This window comes from Natronorubrum halophilum, assembly GCF_003670115.1.
GTDB classification, from domain to species: domain Archaea; phylum Halobacteriota; class Halobacteria; order Halobacteriales; family Natrialbaceae; genus Natronorubrum; species Natronorubrum halophilum.
On sequence record NZ_QQTY01000002.1, the window covers coordinates 149559 to 169149 of the forward strand.

The following is a 19591-nucleotide window of genomic DNA, read 5'->3' on the forward strand; positions in this document are numbered from 1 at the left end:
TCCGGTCGAGACCGATCATCGATTTCGCCGCAGGTGGCGCTCGAGTCGGTCCGTCACCGGGTCAGCGGCTGATTGAAACTCCGTTCGCGCTCGATGACGGTCTCCCAGGTCAGTTCGCACTCGCAGGACACCTGTTCGAACACCGACGGATCCTGTCGGAGGTCGAAGTCCTTGATCGCCTTCTGGACGAGGTCGTCGCACTCCTTGCAGTTGTGCGGGCCGCGGTCGGAGCCGTGACCGACCGGATCCGAGACGACGATGGCGTCGACGTCCGCCGTTTCGCGAAGGACGTGTGCGACCGACCAGAGCCACGGCGGTCGGTAGCCGTCGTTGAAGTAGAGTTCGTCGACCATGGTGTAGCGCTGGACGTTACAGGGGTTCATCGAGACGGTGTGGCAGCCGGGCACGTCGGCGCAGCGCTCGACCGATGCGATCATATCCGCGACGGCCTCGGACTCGGTGAGGAAGGGCGGTTTCATCAGGAGGTAGGCCTTGATGCCCGCCTCGACGTCGCCGCCCGCGTCCTCGTCTGCTCGGGCGGCTTCCGCGCAGGCGTCCTGGAAGTCCGCGAAGTCGAAGTACTTGTTCACGCAGTCGTGTCGGACGCGGTCGGTCGCCGTCTCGAGGCCGATCGCGATGTCCGTGTCGATGCCGTGGCGGGTGAAGTCGCCGATCTTTTCGCGGTCGACGAAGTCAGGGAGGGACTCGAGGACGATCCGTTCGCGGTCGGCGAAGGTCTCACCGATCGCTCGGCGGCTCTCCGCGCCGACCTCGCGTTCGTCGAGGAAGGATCCGGAGGTGTAGATCTTGATGAGGTCGGCTCGCTCGTCCCCGTTCTCCGCTTCGTGTTCCAGACAGACGTCGATCTGGTTCATCAGGGCTTCGTGAGAGACGGAGCCGCCGTCGACGCTCTCGGCGACGTAGCCACACATCGTACAGCCGCCCGCGCGGGCCCAGCGGCAGCCGCCGGTGTTCAGGATGATCGTCAGGCTCTGCTTGACGCCGTCGGGGGTGTTGTCCTCGTCGAGCCAGACGCGGGTGGGCTCGTGGGGATCGTAGCTCGCTTCCTTGCGAGAGCGGATCTCCCGCATCGCTTGATTGTGGGCGTCCATGCCCTTGCCCTGCTCGTAGACGTCGGGCGTGGGTTTACTCATTGTGGGAGTGAAGCGGTCCAGCGCCTAAAGCGCCTTCGTCTAGGGGTCGGGAACGAACCGCGCGCTGAAAAGATTCGATCGATGGATCTTACGCTCGAGTGCGGGCACGGTCGGGCGCGTCGGCGCTGCTGTTAGCGTAGGCGTTGTAGGCGGCGAGGAGCGCGACGACGACACCGGAGATCGTGGTACCGGTCGCGAGTTCGCTGCTCCCCATGTCGATGACGTACGGCGAGACGACCGCCCACAGACCGAGCAGAATGGCCAGGGACGCGACGCCGACGCTCGCCAACCGATCCCTCGACATGCGGTAGAAATTGTACCCGCCGAGCAGAAAGATTCCCGTCCCGACGAGGGTGTCGTTCCAGGTCGCCGCGTCCGTGGCTTCGAAGATGAACGGCGAAGCGACGAGGTACAGTCCGACGAGCGCGACGAGGGCGCTCACCCACTGCATCGTATCGGTGTTGAGGGTGTCTCGATTCCTCTCGTCATCGCGGTCGGTTTGATTGTCGGTTGGTGTGGTGCTCATGCTATCCTCGGATCACGATAGCTGACAGCAAGCTAAGACGGCAGTGCTTGCACCTGTCGGGAAGAACTGGACGTCCCGCGTCCGTCCGGCTACGGTTCCCTTCCGAGGCGCAGTTCGCGGGTTTCGACCGCGTCACAGGTCGGACAGACGAACTGGTAGGTGACGCGGCTCCCGGTGGTCGCCACGCGCCATCCGCACTCGGTATCGACGTATCCACACGACGGACAGTTCGGGTTCGATTCGTCGAACTTCGCCCGAAGCCGTTCGAACGGCGACTGATAGCTAGACATATGTCATCATATCTCGCGTGGAACTATAACATTCGGGGAACCCGTTCGGCGAGTAACTGGTCTGGGTGCCTACCGGGGTTATTACGAAGCTCGCTTCCGAAGAACCGCTATGGAAAACGCCGATGCGGAGTACGGTGGTGGGGGTCGTGCCGCGCCGGCGGCCGCCGCGCTCGAGGCCGTCGTCGAACCCGTCGTCGCCGTCACCGACGGGACGATTACGTACGCAAACGGTGCCGCGCGGGAGGCGTTCGACCTCTCGGAGGACGAGCGAGCCGACGAGACCGGCGCGGGAAACTGGGACGCAGCGACCGGTTTCGAGTCGTGGTCGCGACTCGAGGCGGCGATCGACGAGACGACGGTCGGAACCGTCCGCCACGTCACCCTCGAGGGCGACGCCGATGGGTACGACGCGCGCGTGCATCGGTCCGCCGACGGCGCGACGGTCACCTTCACGCGGACGACCGCCGAAACCGGAGCGGTCGGCGAAACGGAATCGATCGGCGAGAGCGACCGCGCGATCAAGGATCGCGCGATCAACGAGGCTCCGGTCGGGATCACCATCGCGGACCCGGACCGCGAGGACACCTCGCTCGTGTACGTCAACGACGCGTTTCAGGAAATCACCGGGTACAGTTACGACGAGGTCGTCGGCCAGAACTGCCGATTTCTACAGGGGCCGGACTCGAGCGAGGACGTAATCGCCGAGATGGCAGCGGCGATCGACGCGAAGCGCCCGATTACCGTCGAACTCAAGAATTACCGCAGCGACGGCACCGAGTTCTGGAACGAGGTCACGATCGCCCCCGTCCGCGACGAGGCGGGCGTGGTCACGCACTACGTCGGCTTCCAGAACGACGTCACGACGCGCAAGGAGGCCGAACTCGCACTCGAGCGCCGAACCGCGGAACTCGAGTACATCCTGGAGCGAGTGGAGGGCTTGATTCAGGACGTCACGGACGTGATCGCGGGATCGACCGCTCGCTCCGAACTCGAGGCCGAAGTCTGCGATCGGATCGCCGTAGAGTCGACCTACGAGGGGGCCTGGATCGGTGAACGCAACCCCGCGACGGAAACGGTCGACGTTCGGACGGGTGCTGGACGGTACCCCGAAACGGGGGTTTCGGCGACCGCTGACCATCCGGCCGCCACCGCGCTCGCCGAGAACGCGGCCACGACCGACACGCTCGAGGGGACGACCCACGCGTCGTTCCCGCTGTCGTACAACGGCATCGAATACGGCGTCCTTACCGTCTGCACCGACCGCGACAGGGCGATCGACGAGCGCGAAACGGTGATCCTCTCGGCGCTCGCCCGCGCAGTTGCGAGTGGCGTCAACGCTCGCGAAACCAGCCGCGTGCTCGAGACCGACGCCGTCGTCGCCGTCGAGGTCGCGCTCACCGATTCGAGCGTCGCCCCCGTCGCCCTGTCCGCCGCGGCGGACTGCCGACTCGAGTATCGCCGATCGGTCCACCGGACGGATGACGAGACGGCGTCGCTGTTTACCGTTACCGGCGCGGACGCGACTGCCGACGCGCTCGAGGCCGCCGTCGCCGACGTTCCGGACCTCGAGTGTCGCGTCATCGTCGAACGCGACGGCGAGTGTCTGATCGAACTGTCCGGCGGCGACGACCTCGTCGGCTGGCTCTCCGAGCGCGGCGTCCGCACGCAGGCGATCGAAAGCGACGACGGGCGAGCGCGCCTCACGCTCGAGATCCCTCGCTCGGCGAACGTTCGCTCGGTCGTCGAGGCTATCGAGGACCGCTACAGCGGGACCGACGTCATTTCCTTCGAGCAACGCGACCGCGACAGCGAGACGCGCCAGGAGTTCGCGGCACGACTCGAGAACGACCTCACCGAGCGTCAGTTCGGCGCGTTACAGCGAGCGTACCTGAGCGGCTACTTCGAGTGGCCCCGACCGATGACCGGCGAAGAACTCGCCCAGTCGATGGGAATCTCGCGGCCGACGTTCCACGAACACCTGCGAACGGCCGAGGCGAAACTGTCTCGAGCCTTCTTCGAGGAGGATCAATCCTCGGGCTGATATCGCAGGCGAATGCCGGTCTTAATCGATCGTAGCGCGAACGTATGGAGTAGGACGGTCGCCGATGTTTATCTACACCTTCGTGATAGACTGTAGTATGCTCGAACTCACGACCGCGGTACCACTCCAGATGGGTGGCGGCTTCCTGTACTGGGCGATCATCTTCTTCGTGCTCGCGATCGTCGCCGCGGCCGTCGGCGCTCGAGGCGTCGCCGGCATCTCGATGGAGGTCGCGCGGATCTTCGTGTTGATCTTCATCATCCTCGCGGTTGTCGCCCTCCTGTTGTAGGGCGATTCTCGGCCGTCGATCGGGGGCGTACGGTGACGTTCGCTGGCTCCCGTTGCGACCGGCCCGAGGGGACCGGCGACGTTCGCTCGAGACCACTGATAGTTACGATCTGGCAGTATTTGTTAGTCCGAGACGCGTCGATAACTCGATACGCTCGCTCCGATTCCCGCACCGCCGTCGAAACCGATTGGTTCTGAGCGCGTAACGACATCTGGTTACGATCGGGTGGGAACGACTAACAGGGTAGAGAACGAAATAAAGAGCGAGGAGTTACCATGACCGAACTTGGCGGATTTCAAGATAGGGTTGCCCGCATTGACCTTTCGGACGGGTCGGTCGCATATGAGTCGATCGACGAGGAGGACGCGAAGAAGTATATCGGTGCTCGCGGGCTCGGCGTAAAGTACGTTTTCGAACAGGGACCGGACGTCGATCCGCTCGGGCCGGACAACTTGCTCGCGTTCATGAACGGGCCGTTGTCGGGCACGCAGGTGACGATGAGCGGTCGGATCGCCGTCTGTACGAAGTCGCCGCTGACCGGTACCGTCACCGACAGCCACCACGGCGGCTGGTCCGGCGCACGGCTCAAGTGGTCCGGCTTCGACGGTCTGTTGTTCGAGGGCGAAGCCGACGAACCGGTCTACGCCGTCGTCGAGGACGGCGAGGTCGAACTGCGAGACGCCTCGCATCTCTGGGGAACTGGCTTCCACGAGACGCGCGACGCGATCGAGGAGGAAGTCGACGGCTCGTACGGCAAGAACCTCAGCATCATGGGTATCGGTCCCGGCGGCGAGAACGAGGTCAAGTACGCCAGCATCATGAACGAGGACGACCGGGCCTCGGGACGAGGCGGCACGGGCTGTGTCATGGGGTCGAAGAACCTCAAGGCGGTCGTCGTCAAATCCACGACGAAGATGCCCCAGCCCGCGGATCCGGAGACCTTCAAGGAGGGCCATCAGCAGGCGATGAAGGCCATTACCGAGTCCGAAGTCACCGCACCGAACGAGGGCGGACTCTCGATGTACGGGACCAACGTCCTGATGAACATCGGCGAGGAGATGGACGGCCTCCCGACGAAAAACGGGCAGTACACCTCGACCAAGGCCATGCGCGACGCGGAGGGCGTCGACATCGACGCCGAGCGCGTCTCCGGCGAAAACGTCCGCGAGAACATCCTCGTCGACGAACCGACCTGTCACTCCTGTCCCGTCGCCTGCAAGAAGGAAGTCGAAGTGCAGGCGATGCACAAGGGCGAGGAGATGAACGTCCGGATGGAGTCCTACGAGTACGAGTCGGCCTACGCGCTCGGGCCGAACTCCGGCCACACCGATCGCGACGCCATCGCGCTCATGATCGACCGCTGTAACGACATGGGTCTCGACACCATCGACGCGGGGAACATGATGGCGATGGCCATGGAGATGTCCGAGGAGGGCAAACTCGAGGACATCGGCGAGTTAGAGTGGGGCGACTACGAGACGATGATCGACATGATCGAACAGATCGCCCGCCGCGAGAACGATCTCGCGGACCTCCTCGCGGAGGGACCGCGACGGGTCGCCGACCGGCGGGAGGCCCACGACAACTCCCTCGCCGTGAAAGGCCAGACCATCGCCGCCTACGATCCCCGCTGTCTGAAGGGCATGGGCATCGGCTACGCGACCTCGAACCGCGGGGCCTGCCACCTGCGCGGCTACACCCCCGCCGCCGAAATCCTCGGTATCCCGGAGAAGGTCGATCCCTACGAATACGAGGGTAAAGGTGAACTCACCGCCGCATTCCAGGATCTCCACGCCATCAGCGACTCGTTCGACATCTGCAAGTTCAACGCCTTCGCGGAGGGCATCGAGGAGTACGTCCTCCAGTACAACGGGATGACCGGACTGGATGTCGGCGAGGAGGACCTGCTCGAGGCCGGCGAGCGGATCTACAACTTAGAACGGTACTACAACAACCTCGTCGGCTTCGACGGCGACGACGACTCGCTTCCCGCGCGGTTCCTCGAGGACGGCATCCGCGGTCAGGGTGCGAGCGAGGGCGAGTACTGCGAACTCGAGGAGATGAAAACGGAGTACTACGACCACCGCGGCTGGGTCGACGGCGTCGTCCCCGACGAGAAACTCGAGGACCTCGAGATCGATATCGGACCGGGAACCGGCGTCACCAGCGGGAGCGGAGCGGCCGCCCCGAGCGACGACTGATCGGGCCGAACCGATCGTCCGTTCGGGTTCCGAGTTGCGACCCGTTCAGTTTTGCGACTGCTTCCGTTTCGCGATCCACGATCACCGATGAGCCCGACTCGATACGTCTTCGGCGTGTACCACTGGCGACGGCGGTTCAGATCGATCGGTCTCGCGCTCGCCGCGATCGCTCTCGCCGCCGTCTTCCGGCGGCGGACGGCCGACCCGCTCCGACGGGCCGCCGCGGAGTCGGTCGCGGTCGGGGCGTCCGTCCACGTCGTTCGAGTGCTTCGTCGAATGTTGTCGCCGCCGCCGTGGGCGGTAGAACGGGCCAAGTACGATGCGCTCGCCGAGCGGCTACCGCTCGCCGACGCGGAGCGAATCCTCGACGTCGGCTGCGGGACCGGTCGATCGCTCGTGGGGATGGCACCGCACGTGCCGCCCGGGCGGGACGTGGTCGGCCTCGACGTCTTCGATAGCCGAATCGTTCTCGGAAACGGCCCGGAACTCGCGCGACGCAACGGCGCTCGCGCCGGTCTCGAGGTGACGCCGATCGTCGGCGACGGGGCGGCGCTCCCGCTCGCGGACGGTTCGGTCGCCGTCGTCACCGCCTGCAGGGTCCTGCACGACCTCGAGGCGTCGGCTGTCGATCGGGCGCTCCGCGAAATTCACCGCGTCTGCGAACCGGACGGTGCGTTCGGTCTCCTCGAACTGCCGCTCGTTCCCGCGGGCGTCTCGAGCGATCCCGACCGGTACTGGCCCGACCGCGTCTCCGCGGCGGGATTCCGGATCGACGTCCTCGAGCGACTCGAGCGGGATGGGAACGCCGATCCGTACCTCGTGCTCGTCGCGACCCCGATAGCCGAACCCGATGACGGCTGAGCGACGGGCCGTCGCGTCGGTCGCCCTGAGACACGCCGCTCGATGACGGTCATCCGAGACCGACTACGTAACGGAACGGACAAACCCTTTATCCCGGCATCCGTGGATAGCCTTCCCCGTGAGTGATAATGACAAGCACTTATTGTGCGCGACGTCGCTTCCTCGCCGTCGCGGGGGCCGGAACCCTCGCCGGGTGTTTCGGCGGTCCCGGCGGCGACTCGAGCGAGGAAGCCGCCGACGGCGAACCGGCGATCGATACCGTTACGCTGTTGCTCAACTGGCGGATCGGCGCGCTTCACGCGCCGTACGTCGCGGCCCGCGAGAACGGCTTTTACGCCGACGAGGGGTTCGCGGACGTCGCGCTCGAGGGCGGGGACGGCTCCGACTTCGCGGCGAATCAGGCCGGTCTCGGCAACGTCGAGTTCGCGATCTCGAGTAGCGACCAGCTGCTCAACGTCAACAGCCGCGGGCTGTCGCCCCGCTGCGTCGCCGTCGTCATGCAACGCAATCCGAACGTCGTCTTCGCCACTCGAGACGGGTTCGGCGAGCTAACCGACCCCGAGCAACTCGAGGGAGCGACCGTCGGGAGCGGACCCGGGATGGTTCGCGAGATGACTCGGGCGTACCTCGATCGTCACGGCGTCCTCGAGTCCGTCGAGTACGTCGATGCGGGGTTCGATACCGTCCAGCAGTTGCTCGCCGGCGATCTCGACGCCGCCGGCGGCGTGTTCGGTGACGTCGTCGACGCCGAACACCAGGGCGTCGAGATCGACGCCCTCTCGGTCGACGACACGATCCGGTCGTACGGCCATCTCGTAGCCACCGACGAGGCGTTCGCGGCCGAACACGAGACCACCGTTCGTTCGTTCCTCCGCGCGACCGCCAGAGGTGCCGTCTGGGCGAGCGAAAACCCCGAGGACGCGATCGACGCCCTCGTCGACGTCCAGCCGGAACTCGGGGAGGTCCGGGAGAATCAACTCGACAAGTGGGATCGAATGGCCGCCGAGTACATGCTGTCGGACGCCGTCGCCGAACGCGGCTGGGGCGTCAGCGAACCTGAGCCGTGGGAACAGACGTACGAGACGCTCGATTCGGCCGGCGTCTTCGAGGACGACGTCGATCCGGAGACGGTGTGGACGAACGACTATCTCGACGATGAAGACGAGCATACCGCCGAGTACGCCGAACTGGTCGGGGCATGACCCCCGGCGCGAGCGTCGATCCGCCGACACGCGAGCGGACGGCGTCCGCCGCGTCGGTTACACGCTCGAGAGACGGATCGAATCGGCGAGACTCGGAGTGAGCGGGGTCGGATCGACGAGGCTCGGAGCGAGCGGAATCGAATCGAGAGAAACCGAGACGGAAGCCGTCGGATCCGCGGCGAGGTGGATCGATGGCTGACGGTCAGCGAGACTCACACCGCCGGTGGTATCGGACGCCGTCGATCGTTTCGCCCTCGACCGTTCGCGGCCGACTCGTTGCGGCCGGGCGGCGAGTCGTCCCGCCGGCCATCGTCTTCGCGGCGCTGCTCGTCGCGTGGCACGCGGCCGTCGTCGTCGCCGACGTACCGACGCTGATCCTCCCGTCGCCGGTCGACGTCGCGACGGCGCTGGCCGAGACGTATCCCACGTTGCTCGGCGACGCGACCGTCACCGGACTCACCGCCGCGGCGGGGCTGTTCGGCGGCGGCGCGGTCGGTTTCGTACTCGCGTTCGCGATGACGTACTCGCGGACGGCGACGCGGACTATGCTGCCCTACGTCGTCGCGTTGCGGATCGCCCCGCTGATCGCCGTCGCGCCGCTGTTGTTCCTCTGGTTCGGCCGCGGAATTCCCGCTCGAGCGCTGCTCGTGGCGACCCTGACGGTGTTTCCGCTGACGATCGCCACGCTCGACGGACTTCGGCGGACGCCGACGAGGTACCTCGACCTCGCTGACTCGGTCGGCGCGTCCCGCGCCGAAACGTTCCTCCTTGTGCGCGTGCCGGCGGCGGCACCGAGCGTCGTCGCGGGGGGAAAGATCGCCGCGACGCTGGCCGTCGTCGGGAGCGTCGTCGCCGAGTTCGTCACGTACGACGCCGGCCTCGGCTACCGGGTGTTCGAAACCGCGACGTACCTGCGGACGGCCGAAACGTACGCCGCGCTCGTCGTCCTCTCGGGGCTCGGGATCGGCTTCTATCTCGTCCCGGTGGGCGTAGAGCGCCTGCTCTGGGACGACCCGACTCCGTGACGCCGGAGCCGGTCACTCCGAGCGCTATCGGTCGGCCGACGACTCGAGCCCCAGCCGCCGGTACGCCCCCCGCTGGAGGAGGACGACCGCCCCGTAGAGAATCAGGCCCTCGAGCAACAGGACGGCGAGCGCGGCGAGCATCACGTCCGGGCGGACGTTCTCCGAGCCCATCAACACGAGGTAACCGAGACCCTCGTCGGCGATCACCCACTCCGCGACGACCGCGCCGACAACGGCGAGCGTCACCGACTGCTTGAGCCCCGCGAACACGTCCGGCAGCGCGTACGGCAGGTCGACGAAGACGATTCGCTCGAGGACGCCCGCGTCGACGGATCGCAGCAGTTCGCGGTGGGCCGTCGGCGCGCCGTCGAGCCCCGCGGCCGCGTTCAGGACCAGGGGGAAGAACGCGATGAGCGCGACGAAGACGACCGCCGTCGAGGGTCCCGTCCCGAGGTAGATCAACAGCAAGGGCGCGACGGCGATCTTGGGCAACACCCTGATCGCGACGAGATACGGATACACCGCGGTGCGAACCCGCGGCAGGTACGCGACGAGCACCGCCAGGAGAAAGCCGCCGGCGATGCCGACGCTCCCGCCGTAGACGACCGTCTCGAGCGTGTACCAGGCGTTCCGTGCATACAGCGTCGGGTTCCCCACCAGTCGAGCGGCGACGGCGGTCGGCGCGGGCAACACGAACGAGGGCACGTCGCCGAGGGCCGTCACCGCCCACCAGCACAGCGTCCCGACGGCCAGCGCCAGCAACGGGTAGGTCGCGTCGCCCGCGAGGGTCCGGGCCCGCGTCATCGGTCGTGGGCCTCGTGGAGGGTTCGGCGGACGGCCGCGACCTGCTCCTGAAACCGTCGCGAGCCGAAGACGTCCGTGTCACGCGGGCCGGGTAACTCGACGTCGAAGGTCGCCTCGATCCGGCCCGGTCGACCGCAGACGACGAGACACCGATCGGCGAGAAACACCGCTTCGGGGACGCTGTGGGTGACGAAGACGACCGTTTTCCGCTCGCGACGCCAGAGATTCCGGATCTCGACGCCGAGTTCGTCGCGCGTGATCTCGTCCAGTTCCCCGAACGGTTCGTCCATCAGGAGGACGTCGGCACCGAGGTGGAGCGCCCGGGCGATGGCGACTCGCTGTTTCATCCCGCCGGAGAGCGCCGCCGGTCGCGCGCCCTCGAACCCCTCGAGTCCCATCGAACGCAACAACCCGCGCGCGTCCGCCTCGTTCGGCGCGTCGCCGGCCAACGTCCGGAGGAACGTGACGTTCTCGAGGGCGCTCTTCCACGGAAAGAGCGTGTGTTGCTGGAAGACGACCCCGACGTCGGCGTTCGCCTGCGCGACCGTCGGTGGCTGGCCGTCGATTCGAACGCGCCCGGTCGTCGGCTCCTGCAGGCCGCCGATCGTCCGCAGCAGCGTCGTCTTGCCACAGCCCGACGGGCCGACGACCGTGATGAACTCGCCGTCATCGATCCGGAGGTCGACGTCCGCGATCGCGGTAACGTCGTCGAACGCGACCGCGACGTCCTCGAGTTCGATCACGCCTCACCACGGAGCAACGCTCCCTGCTCGAGCGCCGTTCGGAGGCGCTCCCACATGTCCGGTCGGTGCCACCCCCAGCCGCGTTCGCGGACGGCGTCGCTCTCGCCGAACGTCGAGGCGGCTCGCTCGAAGGTCCGACCGATCCGATCCGGTGGATCGTCGCTCGCCGCCGCGATCCGTTCGGCCGCCGGTCCGGGATCGCGTCGCGCCTCGGCCCAGCCGCCGGTCGTTCCCGCCAGCGCGCCCGCGAGCGCCGTCGGCCGATCCTCGAGCGTCCGCTCGCGGGCGACGATCGTCGGCCCGTAGATCGGGAAGTGATCGGTGAGGGCCAACGCGTCGACGGTCCGCCCTTGCCGTTCCAGTCGCGTCGGATCGGCGAACGAGCCGGTCACGACGTCGGCGTCGCCGTCCAAGAGCGCGTTCCGTTCCTCGCCGTTCGTGTCGACGATACGGCTGTCGTCGTCGAATCCCGTCTGCGAGAGGAAGAGCCGTCCGAGCAGTCGCGTCTCCGAGTCGGGGGGCATGCCGATCCGTTTCCCCTCGAATTGGTCGATGCGTTCCAGCGGCTCGCCGAACGCGTCCCGGACGGTGTAGAGGACGGTCATCGCCCGCTGGTAGCACACCGCAACGGGAACGATCGGTTCGCCCGCGGCCCGCGCCCGAACGACCGTCCCGGCACCGACGACGGCGAGGTCGGCGGGTCCCGAGATCACGCGCTCGAGCGCGCGACGCGACCCCTCGCGGTGATCGATCCGAACGTCGACGTCGAACGCGCCGTACCACCCCGCAGCGATTGCGGCGTATATCGGCACGTGAAGGGCGTTCGGACGCCAGTTCAGAACGAGGCCGACCGAGGACGACGATTCCGCTTCGACGTCGCGGACCCTGCCTCGCGGCCCGCTCGGGTCGGGCTCTCGGCGGGTATCGGCGCGTTCGAGCAGCGCCTCGGCGTGACTCCGGTAGGTGTTCTCGATCGTTTCCTCGACGCCGTCGGTCGGTCGCCAGGCCGTCCGGGGCCGCCCGCCGTCCGAATCCCTCTCTCGGACGGCCGTCCGCTCGACCAGTTCGCGGGACTCGAGTCGGGCCACCGTCTCGCTGATCGTCGTCCGGTTCACTCGCGTCCCGGCCTGGAGGTGGACGGTCGTCGCCGGCTCGGCCTCGCGTTCGGCCCGCAAGAGCAGGTAGGCGAGGAGCCGCGCCGGCGTTCGACCGATGCCGGCCGCGATCCTGTCGACGAGCGGATCGTCCTCGCCGTCGAGCTCCCAGAAGGAACGCGATCGCATTGTGTCATGGTAACGATCAACGCCGTTCGGTATAATGGTATCACTACGGCGGGGATCGCGGATCCGAAACGGACGGCCGATGAACCGCTTCGAGCGTTTCGAACGAACTGACGGTCAGGAGACACGTCCTGTTACGGCGCGACAGATTCCGCTCAAGCACAGGTTCGTTTCTACCTATATTCCGTTTATTTATACTATGCTGCAGGGGTTGGATACCATTGGTAAGTATTATCCAAACTGGCAGTGTCGTTATGTGCGCAGTGGTAACATGAGTCAAACACCAACCCTGTCACACATGACGGTCGCGGACCACCGCGATCTGGCGACGACCCTCGGCGTCGAGACGCCGGGAGACGGAGAGGTAACGTGGGAGTTGCTCGCGGGACGGGTCGAGCCGCACTCCGGGTCGGCGTTCGCCTCGAGAGGGGAGGCGATCCGGGCCGACCTCGAGGGGCGGCTCGATCCCGACGTCCTCGAGCGAGAGCGAACGAACATGGCGGCCGAGATCGGGCGTCTGGCGGCCGTCCGCGACGCGGGCGTTCCGGACGAGCCGGCGGGACCGTATACGGAGGTCGCCACGCCCGGCTGGCGACTCTACGAGCACCTGCTCGAGGTCGGCTTCTTCGAGAGTCTCGACGAGAACCTGCCGCGGTTTACCGCCGAGCACATCGAGACGACGGCGCGCGAACTGGTGCTCGCGGAGCCGCTCTCGTCGGCGCTCGACGACGTCGGGTTCGACGAGGCGGAAAAGACGGCGCTGTTGAGCGCCGTCACGAACAACACGGAGCGACTCGCCCGGTGGGTGCCCTCGAACCAGATTCCGGCGGGCGTCGAGTTCGACACGTCGAACGTGCCGCCGCTGCACCAGCGCGCGATAGGCGGGGCGTTGCTGTGGATTCGCGGCCTCGACAGACACCTCTGGCAGAACGAGGTGCTCGTCACCGACGAGATTCTCGACGACGCCGTCAGACACGTCAAGGGCATGCTGGGCGGGTTGTACGTGTCGGCGACCGCCGCCTGCGATCTCGCCACGGAGGGACAGTTCACGGATCAACAGCTGACCGCCGCGCTCACCGCGGGCGCGGCCGTCCAGATCGTCGAACAGGAGGAGTTGCTGCACGACGTCTTCTACATCAGAGACGAGATGCGCGCTCCGAGCGAGCTGAGGTGATCACGCATGGCACTACGCAACGACAGGGCCGTTCAGGCCGCACGCGACATCGAACTGGTAGAGACCGACGACGGCTATACGCTGGTCGGCGGTCCCGAGCACTCGATCACCCAGGAACACGACGGCGACCGGATTCCGGAGGTCGACGTCGATCAGGAGATGCTGAGCAACGCGGGGGAGGACCCCGAGTCCTGGTTGATGTACGGCGGGAACTACGAACAACAGCGGGTGACGACCGCCGACGTCATCACGCCGGACAACGTCTCCGACCTCGAGCTCGAGTACGAGATGTCCGTCGGGACCGGCTCGAGCATGGAGGGAACGCCCATCGTGGTTCCGGGCGACCCGCCGGTCATGTACCAGACCAACGGGCCGAACCACATGAAGGCGATCGACCCTCGCGAGGGCGAGGTCCTCTGGAGTTACACCTACGCGGTGCCGATCGGCGTCGAGCTGTGTTGTGACGACAACAATCGCGGGGCCGCCGTCCTCGGCGACAAGGTGTACATGACGACGCTCGATTCCGGCGTCGTCGCGCTGGACCGCTACACCGGCGAGGAGGTCTGGCACACCCAGACGGCCGACCACGAGGTCGGCTACTCCGCGACGTGGGCCCCCGTAATCCACGATGGAACGATCTACACGGGCAGCGCCGGCGGCGAGTACGGCGTGCAGGGATTCATCGCCGCTCTCGACGCCGAGAGCGGGGAGATGATGTGGCAGACCCACACGCTTCTCGAGGACGAGTGGATCGGCGCGAGCCGCGAGCACGGCTGCGGGACGAGCTGGATGACGCCGACGATCGACGAGGAGCGCGGCGTGCTCTACTCGCCGGTCGCCAACCCCGGCCCGGACTTCGACGGCACCGTCCGGCCGGGACCGAACTTCCCGACCTGCGGGACGCTCTCGCTCGATCTCGAGGAAGGCGGGTTCAACTGGGGCTTCCAGAGCAGCCCGCACGACGTCTGGGACTACGACGCGGCGGCTCCGCGAGTGCTGGTGCCCGACGTCGAGGTCGACGGCGAGTCGACGGACCTCGTGGTCGGCTCCGACAAGTCCGGGTGGGTCTACATGATGGACCCCGAGTCGGGCCAACTCCACGAGCGAAGCGACGAGATCTGCCAGCACATCAACATGTGGGAGATGATCCCCCACATCAGCGCGGACGAGCGGATTCCGTTCGTCCCCGGCGCGCCGGGCGGCAACGACTGGCAGCCGCCGTCGTACAATCCCGAAACCGGGTACGTGTACGTCATCCACCAGAACTTCCCGCAGGACCTCTACTGGCGGTACGAGGAGTACAGCGAGGGCAACCCCTACTGGGGCGGCAACCTCGACGATCCGGCCTCGGAGATGCCCGACGAGTGGAACGAGAGCATCACCGCCTTCGCCGCGGTTGATCCGGCGACGGGCGAGCGCGTCTGGCGCGAGTGGATCGAGAGCGAGGACGAGTTCTACATGTGGGGCGGCTCCATGTCGACGGCGACGGGGCTCGTCTTCAACGGCACCCAGAACGGCACCTTCGTCGCCTACGACGGCGAGAGCGGCGACCGCCTCTGGGAGTACGAATTCGACGTGCCGATCAGCGCCTCGCCGATGAGCTGGTACGATCCCGGCGAGGAGAAACAGTACGTCGCCGTCCAAGTCGGCGGCAGCGGCTGGCTCCGCCAGGGAACTCGCGGCGACACGCTCGCCGTGTTCTCGATGGAGGACTGAGCCGACGGACGACTGACCCAAGACACACTACACAACCATGACGAACGAACAACGCTCACGCGACGTTTCTCGTCGCGGCATGCTAAAGGGAACGGCGATCGCCGGAACGGCCGCGATGACCGGCACCGCAGGTGCCTATCGCGACGAGATCGACTTTCGGCTGCCGGCCACGCAGAACGACGGCGAGGGGCGAACGCTCTCGCTGCTTGGCATCGTCGGCGGCTGGATCGGCGTCGCCCCAGCCGAGATCGACGGCGTCTCCAACCCGACGCTACGACTGATCGAGGACGAAGAGAACGAAATCGTCTGGACGAACGGCGACGGCATGAACCACAATTTCACCGTCGCGGACGAAGACGGCGAGGTGATCGAGGCCACGGAGTTCGTGGATGAAGCGGGCGAGTCCACCTCGCTCACGATCACTCCAGACGAGGAGATGGCGGAGTACTACTGTCAGCCGCACCCGGTCCAGATGCGCGGTCCGATCGAACTGATCGACCCGGACGAGGTGCACGAACTCCGCGTCCGCGTCGAGGACGAAGACGGCGAACCGCTCGGCGCGGAGGTGTTTGTCGGGGAGCACCACTCGTTCTCCGACGTCGCCGCGCGGCCGAGTCCGCCGGAAGAAGAGGACGAAGCGACGGAGGAGTTAGAGCCGGGAGACGACGAAGGCGGCAACGAAACGGCCGCTAACGAAACCGAGAACGAAACGGCCGGCGACGGCGCTCAGGACGAGGAGACGCCGGCCGAGGAGGACGCGCCGGCGATCGCCCGCTTCGACATGCTCGAGGACGGCGAGTACGACCTCGAGGTCTGGACCTACGGCCACGAGCGGGTCACCGATACGGTCGAGATCGACGGCGACGACGAGGAGGTCACCATCACGCTCTCGGCGGTCGAAGTGGGCGATCCGGTCGAGACCTTCTCGATGCGTCTCGAGGAGGGCCAGTGGGTCGGCCAGGAACCCGACGAGATCGCCGACGAGGCGAACCCGACGCTCGAGGTGGAGTCGGGCGAATCCTACGCGGTCGAGTGGGAGAACGGAATCGGTCGCCACCAGCCCGAAGCGGAGGATCGGGTCTTCGAACCGCTTCCCGGCCACAACTTCGTGATCGCCACCGGCGGCGACACCAACGAGTGGAACACGTACGTTCGCTCGAACTTCCTCGACGAGGAAGGCGACACGCAGACCGTCGAGTTCGTCGCCGAAGAAGAGATGGCCGTCTACCTCGATCAGTGCCAACTCGACGCGATCGGCGAAATCGCCGTCGACGGCGAGACCGGTGAGACGGTCGCCGTCGGCAACGAGACGACGGAGACAGACGGCAACGAGACGGTCACCGCGGACGGCAACGAAACAGCCGACGTAACGGGTAACGAGACGATCGAGACGGCTGATAACGAGACCGTCGGAACCGACGGAAACGAGACGGTCGAGAGCACCGACAACGAGACGGCTGATAACGAGACGATCGAGACGGCCGGTAACGAGACGTCCGACGACTGACGCCGGTTCTCCGTCCGATTCCGTCGTTTTCTTCGGTACCGTTTCGATCCGCGGATGCGTCCGCCGTCGGTCCGACGTCCCTCGAGCGCGTGGCTCCGTCAGCGCCCGCGGGTTCGCGGGCGGACGGCCGCTCCGTCACGCGTAGTTCGCGATCCAATAGCCGACGTACAGCGCGACGAGGACCGCACCGCTCGAGCGCGTCACGCGACCTCGAGCGAGCGTGCCGGCGACGACGAGCAAGCACGCGGCGAGGAACGGCCAGTGGACGGTCATCACCGCGCCGCCGGTATCGACGGGACGCAGTAACGCGACGATGCCGACGTTGGCCGTCACGTAGAACACCGTGCTCCCGACGACGTTCCCGACGGCGAGGTGCGCCCGACCCTGGCGAACCGGTTCGACGGTGAGCGCCAGTTCCTCGATCGAGGCGATGAACGAAAGCACCGTCGCGCCGAACGCGAGCCCCGAGATCCCCAGCGCCACGAAGATCCCTTCGGCGCTCGCCACCGTGAGTCCGGACCCGACCGTCATCCCGACGATCGCGAGGAGCGCGACGACCAGGCTGAACCGGCCGCTTTTCCCCTCGAGGTCGGGGACGAACTCGTCGAGGTCGAGGTCCGGGTCGCGTTTGCGCCCGGCGGATCGTTCGTCGGCGCGCGCTCCCTCGAGCGCGGAAGCGCCGCCGTTCGGCTCGGTTTCGATCGTCGCGTTCGTCTCCGCCGGGTCCTTCGCCTCGAGATCGACGGCGTCTTCGACTTCGTCCGAGAGCAGGTACGTCGTCTCCGAGCGGCGCTCGCGCCAGAAGATGCCGGCGAGCAGCGGGACGAACAGAACGGTGAGGATCGCACCGTCCGCCCAGTCGAGTGTCCCGTCGATAGAGAGCGCGAACGCCGGGAGGGGAACGAGGACGAGCACGAACAGGTAGCTCCGCGGGACGTCGATCCGAAACGGGACCGTGATCCCCGCGACGCCGACGGCGACCGCGAGGACGAACAGCGACTCGCCGAACACCGTCCCGAGCGCGAGGTCCGGGAGGTCGACGAACGCCGCCGTGACGCCGAGGATCGCGTTCTCGAGGTCGATCCCGGCGAGAACGACCGCGAGGAAGAACCCGGAGATACCGAGCGAGACGGCGCTCCGGGCGACGGCTTCGATAAAGACCTCGACGCACCAGATGACGAGGACGACGCCCGCCAGGAATAGGGCGGCGAGGCCGACGAGTTCCGCGGCGCTCATACGCGCAGTGAAACGGTGGCGTCGCACTTATAGTACCGACCGCGACGAGCTACACACCGATCGCCTCGTCCGCGGTTCTCGCTCACTCCGTTCGCTCACGGCTCGCAAGGCTCGCCGTCTGCTCACGGGCGCACAGCGCCCGTTCGCATGGTCCGCGGGATCGAAGATCCCGCGCTATTCGCATTCTCGCGGTTTTCGCTCACTCTGTTCGCTCCGAACCGCGCTCGCTCCGAACCGCGCTCCCCTCGTGCGACCGGGCGTGTACTGGCTCGCAGTGGCTACGATACTCCCGAACGCTCAGTCCGGAACCGGGACGCCGCCGAAGGCGACGAGCGCGACGATCCAGTAGGCGACGTACAGCGCGGCCAGGAGGGAGCCGTGCCTGCGTCCAACGCGTCCGGTTGAGATGGCGTAGGCGGCGACGGCGGTCAGGACGATCACCGCGGGGAGGTGAAAGACGAGCACGGACGACGGGATCGCCACGTCCGCGACGAACGCGATGACGCCGACGTTCGCCGTGACGGAGAAGACCACGCTGCCGACGACGTGGCCGATCCCGATCTCCGGAATCCCCCGACGGACCGGTTCGATCGTCAACAGCAGGTTCTCGAACGTCAGGACCAGCGTGAGGACGGTTGCCCCGAAGACCGTCTCCTCGATCCCCCACGACTCGACGACCGCCTCGGAACCCGCCTCGAGGAGAATCGATCCCGCGACGATGCCGACCAGCGCCAGGACCGACAATCCGAGCCAGAAGAGGCCTTCGTATCGCGACTCAGTGACGAACCGGTCTTCCGGGATCTCCTCGAGAACCGTTCTGCGATCGATCTCCTCGAGGGTGAGTTGATCGATCGGAACGCCGCCGTCGGCCTCGATTCGGTCCGCGATCTCCGAGTCCCTGAACACCGGCAGGTCGCGCTGGTACTCACGGACGACGATGTATCCGAGGAGGACGACGAACGCCGCCACGAGGACGAGTCCGTGGACGACGGAGAGCGTGCCCGCGAGAACGAACGGCACCAGGAGAAACGGCGAGAGGGCGAACAGCAACAGGTAATCTCCGGGCACGTCGACGGGAAACGGTCGAACGATCGCCGCCGCCGCGAGGGTGATCCCGGTGATCGCGAGGGCCGTCCCGAGCGCGGTCCCGAGCGCGACCTGTTCGAGGCCGCCCGCGCTGAACACGAGCGCGACGACGGTGTCGTCGAACTCGAGGCCCGTGAAGACGATCGCGAGCGTGAAGATCGAAACGCCGAGGCCGATCGCGGCCCGAGTGAGGTAGCTGATGAGCTTCTCGACGCTGTAGGTGAGCACGATCGCGCCCGCGACGAGGATGACGTACGCGAGCCACGTCCCCCGGCCCTCGATGGCGCTCTCGAGGAGGTCTTCCACCATAGCCCGTTGCATGCTAGCTGCCAACATATAACCACCAACTCGGGGAGAGAAGTTCATTGGAAAATCGTACACGCGTTGCGGATCGAACGCCGGGACGACCGTCGAACCGGGCGGACCACCGGCCGTGGCGAGGGTCGCCCTCGAATG

General features: G+C 66.6%; 17 protein-coding genes. 9 read left to right on the forward strand and 8 right to left on the reverse strand.

Annotated elements, in window-relative coordinates; genetic code table 11:
- Positions 1 to 53: 53 nt before the first annotated feature.
- From DWB23_RS06815 to DWB23_RS06825, 3 genes are all read right to left on the reverse strand, one after another.
- Positions 54 to 1154 carry an archaeosine biosynthesis radical SAM protein RaSEA gene (locus DWB23_RS06815; RefSeq protein ID WP_121742083.1) on the reverse strand — a complete coding sequence of 367 codons (1101 nt, stop codon included), beginning with the start codon at positions 1152 to 1154 and terminating at the stop codon, positions 54 to 56.
- 88 nt (positions 1155 to 1242) lie between these two features.
- Complete coding sequence (locus DWB23_RS06820) at positions 1243 to 1680, reverse strand: SPW repeat protein (RefSeq protein ID WP_121742084.1); 438 nt, start codon at positions 1678 to 1680, stop codon at positions 1243 to 1245.
- Positions 1681 to 1769: 89 nt separating this feature from the next.
- On the reverse strand, positions 1770 to 1970 hold the full coding sequence (locus tag DWB23_RS06825) for an HVO_0649 family zinc finger protein (protein ID WP_121742085.1): 201 nt from the start codon (positions 1968 to 1970) through the stop codon (positions 1770 to 1772).
- A 109-nt stretch (positions 1971 to 2079) separates the two neighbouring features.
- Here DWB23_RS06825 and DWB23_RS06830 point away from each other — a divergent pair, with 109 nt between their 5' ends.
- The 6 genes from DWB23_RS06830 to DWB23_RS06860 all read left to right on the forward strand — a co-directional run bounded on the left by DWB23_RS06830 (position 2080) and on the right by DWB23_RS06860 (position 9589).
- A complete protein-coding gene (locus tag DWB23_RS06830) occupies positions 2080 to 4011 on the forward strand; it encodes a bacterio-opsin activator domain-containing protein (protein ID WP_121742086.1) in 1932 nt (643 codons plus the stop codon).
- Positions 4012 to 4108: 97 nt separating this feature from the next.
- On the forward strand, positions 4109 to 4300 hold the full coding sequence (locus DWB23_RS06835) for a DUF1328 family protein (RefSeq protein WP_121743033.1): 192 nt from the start codon (positions 4109 to 4111) through the stop codon (positions 4298 to 4300).
- Positions 4301 to 4575: 275 nt separating this feature from the next.
- Positions 4576 to 6501 carry an aldehyde ferredoxin oxidoreductase family protein gene (locus tag DWB23_RS06840; RefSeq protein ID WP_121742087.1) on the forward strand — a complete coding sequence of 642 codons (1926 nt, stop codon included), beginning with the start codon at positions 4576 to 4578 and terminating at the stop codon, positions 6499 to 6501.
- Between the two features lie 87 nt (positions 6502 to 6588).
- Positions 6589 to 7362, forward strand: a complete 774-nt coding sequence (locus tag DWB23_RS06845) for a class I SAM-dependent methyltransferase (protein WP_121742088.1) — start codon at positions 6589 to 6591, stop codon at positions 7360 to 7362.
- Positions 7363 to 7490: 128 nt separating this feature from the next.
- Entirely contained in the window at positions 7491 to 8564 is a 1074-nt protein-coding gene (locus DWB23_RS06850; RefSeq protein ID WP_121742089.1) for an ABC transporter substrate-binding protein, read from the forward strand.
- A 191-nt stretch (positions 8565 to 8755) separates the two neighbouring features.
- On the forward strand, positions 8756 to 9589 hold the full coding sequence (locus tag DWB23_RS06860) for an ABC transporter permease (protein ID WP_121742091.1): 834 nt from the start codon (positions 8756 to 8758) through the stop codon (positions 9587 to 9589).
- 24 nt (positions 9590 to 9613) lie between these two features.
- Here DWB23_RS06860 and DWB23_RS06865 read toward each other — a convergent pair whose 3' ends face one another.
- From DWB23_RS06865 to DWB23_RS06875, 3 genes are read right to left on the reverse strand one after another with little or no spacing between them, the layout of a single operon-like run.
- Complete coding sequence (locus tag DWB23_RS06865; protein ID WP_121742092.1) at positions 9614 to 10393, reverse strand: ABC transporter permease; 780 nt, start codon at positions 10391 to 10393, stop codon at positions 9614 to 9616.
- A complete protein-coding gene (locus DWB23_RS06870) occupies positions 10390 to 11136 on the reverse strand; it encodes an ABC transporter ATP-binding protein (RefSeq protein WP_121742093.1) in 747 nt (248 codons plus the stop codon). Before DWB23_RS06870 ends, DWB23_RS06865 begins: the two co-directional genes overlap by 4 nt.
- Positions 11133 to 12419, reverse strand: a complete 1287-nt coding sequence (locus tag DWB23_RS06875; RefSeq protein ID WP_121742094.1) for an ABC transporter substrate-binding protein — start codon at positions 12417 to 12419, stop codon at positions 11133 to 11135. Before DWB23_RS06875 ends, DWB23_RS06870 begins: the two co-directional genes overlap by 4 nt.
- A gap of 268 nt (positions 12420 to 12687) precedes the next feature.
- Here DWB23_RS06875 and DWB23_RS06880 point away from each other — a divergent pair, with 268 nt between their 5' ends.
- From DWB23_RS06880 to DWB23_RS06890, 3 genes are read left to right on the forward strand one after another with little or no spacing between them, the layout of a single operon-like run.
- Complete coding sequence (locus DWB23_RS06880; protein WP_238717367.1) at positions 12688 to 13590, forward strand: hypothetical protein; 903 nt, start codon at positions 12688 to 12690, stop codon at positions 13588 to 13590.
- A 6-nt stretch (positions 13591 to 13596) separates the two neighbouring features.
- Positions 13597 to 15306, forward strand: a complete 1710-nt coding sequence (locus DWB23_RS06885; protein WP_121742096.1) for a pyrroloquinoline quinone-dependent dehydrogenase — start codon at positions 13597 to 13599, stop codon at positions 15304 to 15306.
- A gap of 37 nt (positions 15307 to 15343) precedes the next feature.
- Positions 15344 to 16813 carry a plastocyanin/azurin family copper-binding protein gene (locus DWB23_RS06890; RefSeq protein ID WP_121742097.1) on the forward strand — a complete coding sequence of 490 codons (1470 nt, stop codon included), beginning with the start codon at positions 15344 to 15346 and terminating at the stop codon, positions 16811 to 16813.
- 135 nt (positions 16814 to 16948) lie between these two features.
- On the opposite strand, the gene DWB23_RS06895 is transcribed toward DWB23_RS06890, so the two are convergent.
- On the reverse strand, positions 16949 to 18049 hold the full coding sequence (locus tag DWB23_RS06895; RefSeq protein WP_121742098.1) for a sodium:calcium antiporter: 1101 nt from the start codon (positions 18047 to 18049) through the stop codon (positions 16949 to 16951).
- Positions 18050 to 18346: 297 nt separating this feature from the next.
- Complete coding sequence (locus DWB23_RS06900; RefSeq protein ID WP_121742099.1) at positions 18347 to 19444, reverse strand: sodium:calcium antiporter; 1098 nt, start codon at positions 19442 to 19444, stop codon at positions 18347 to 18349.
- Positions 19445 to 19591: the final 147 nt, after the last annotated feature.

Excerpts from the sequence above, each read along its gene's own strand:
- DWB23_RS06815 (WP_121742083.1), bottom strand. The coding sequence starts at position 1,154 with ATGAGTAAACCCACGCCCGACGTCTACGAGCAGGGCAAGGGCATGGAC.
- DWB23_RS06820 (WP_121742084.1), bottom strand. The coding sequence starts at position 1,680 with ATGAGCACCACACCAACCGACAATCAAACCGACCGCGATGACGAGAGG.
- DWB23_RS06825 (WP_121742085.1), bottom strand. The coding sequence starts at position 1,970 with ATGTCTAGCTATCAGTCGCCGTTCGAACGGCTTCGGGCGAAGTTCGAC.
- DWB23_RS06830 (WP_121742086.1), top strand. The coding sequence starts at position 2,080 with ATGGAAAACGCCGATGCGGAGTACGGTGGTGGGGGTCGTGCCGCGCCG.
- DWB23_RS06835 (WP_121743033.1), top strand. The coding sequence starts at position 4,109 with ATGCTCGAACTCACGACCGCGGTACCACTCCAGATGGGTGGCGGCTTC.
- DWB23_RS06840 (WP_121742087.1), top strand. The coding sequence starts at position 4,576 with ATGACCGAACTTGGCGGATTTCAAGATAGGGTTGCCCGCATTGACCTT.
- DWB23_RS06845 (WP_121742088.1), top strand. The coding sequence starts at position 6,589 with ATGAGCCCGACTCGATACGTCTTCGGCGTGTACCACTGGCGACGGCGG.
- DWB23_RS06850 (WP_121742089.1), top strand. The coding sequence starts at position 7,491 with ATGACAAGCACTTATTGTGCGCGACGTCGCTTCCTCGCCGTCGCGGGG.
- DWB23_RS06860 (WP_121742091.1), top strand. The coding sequence starts at position 8,756 with ATGGCTGACGGTCAGCGAGACTCACACCGCCGGTGGTATCGGACGCCG.
- DWB23_RS06865 (WP_121742092.1), bottom strand. The coding sequence starts at position 10,393 with ATGACGCGGGCCCGGACCCTCGCGGGCGACGCGACCTACCCGTTGCTG.
- DWB23_RS06875 (WP_121742094.1), bottom strand. The coding sequence starts at position 12,419 with ATGCGATCGCGTTCCTTCTGGGAGCTCGACGGCGAGGACGATCCGCTC.
- DWB23_RS06880 (WP_238717367.1), top strand. The coding sequence starts at position 12,688 with ATGAGTCAAACACCAACCCTGTCACACATGACGGTCGCGGACCACCGC.
- DWB23_RS06885 (WP_121742096.1), top strand. The coding sequence starts at position 13,597 with ATGGCACTACGCAACGACAGGGCCGTTCAGGCCGCACGCGACATCGAA.
- DWB23_RS06890 (WP_121742097.1), top strand. The coding sequence starts at position 15,344 with ATGACGAACGAACAACGCTCACGCGACGTTTCTCGTCGCGGCATGCTA.
- DWB23_RS06895 (WP_121742098.1), bottom strand. The coding sequence starts at position 18,049 with ATGAGCGCCGCGGAACTCGTCGGCCTCGCCGCCCTATTCCTGGCGGGC.
- DWB23_RS06900 (WP_121742099.1), bottom strand. The coding sequence starts at position 19,444 with ATGGTGGAAGACCTCCTCGAGAGCGCCATCGAGGGCCGGGGGACGTGG.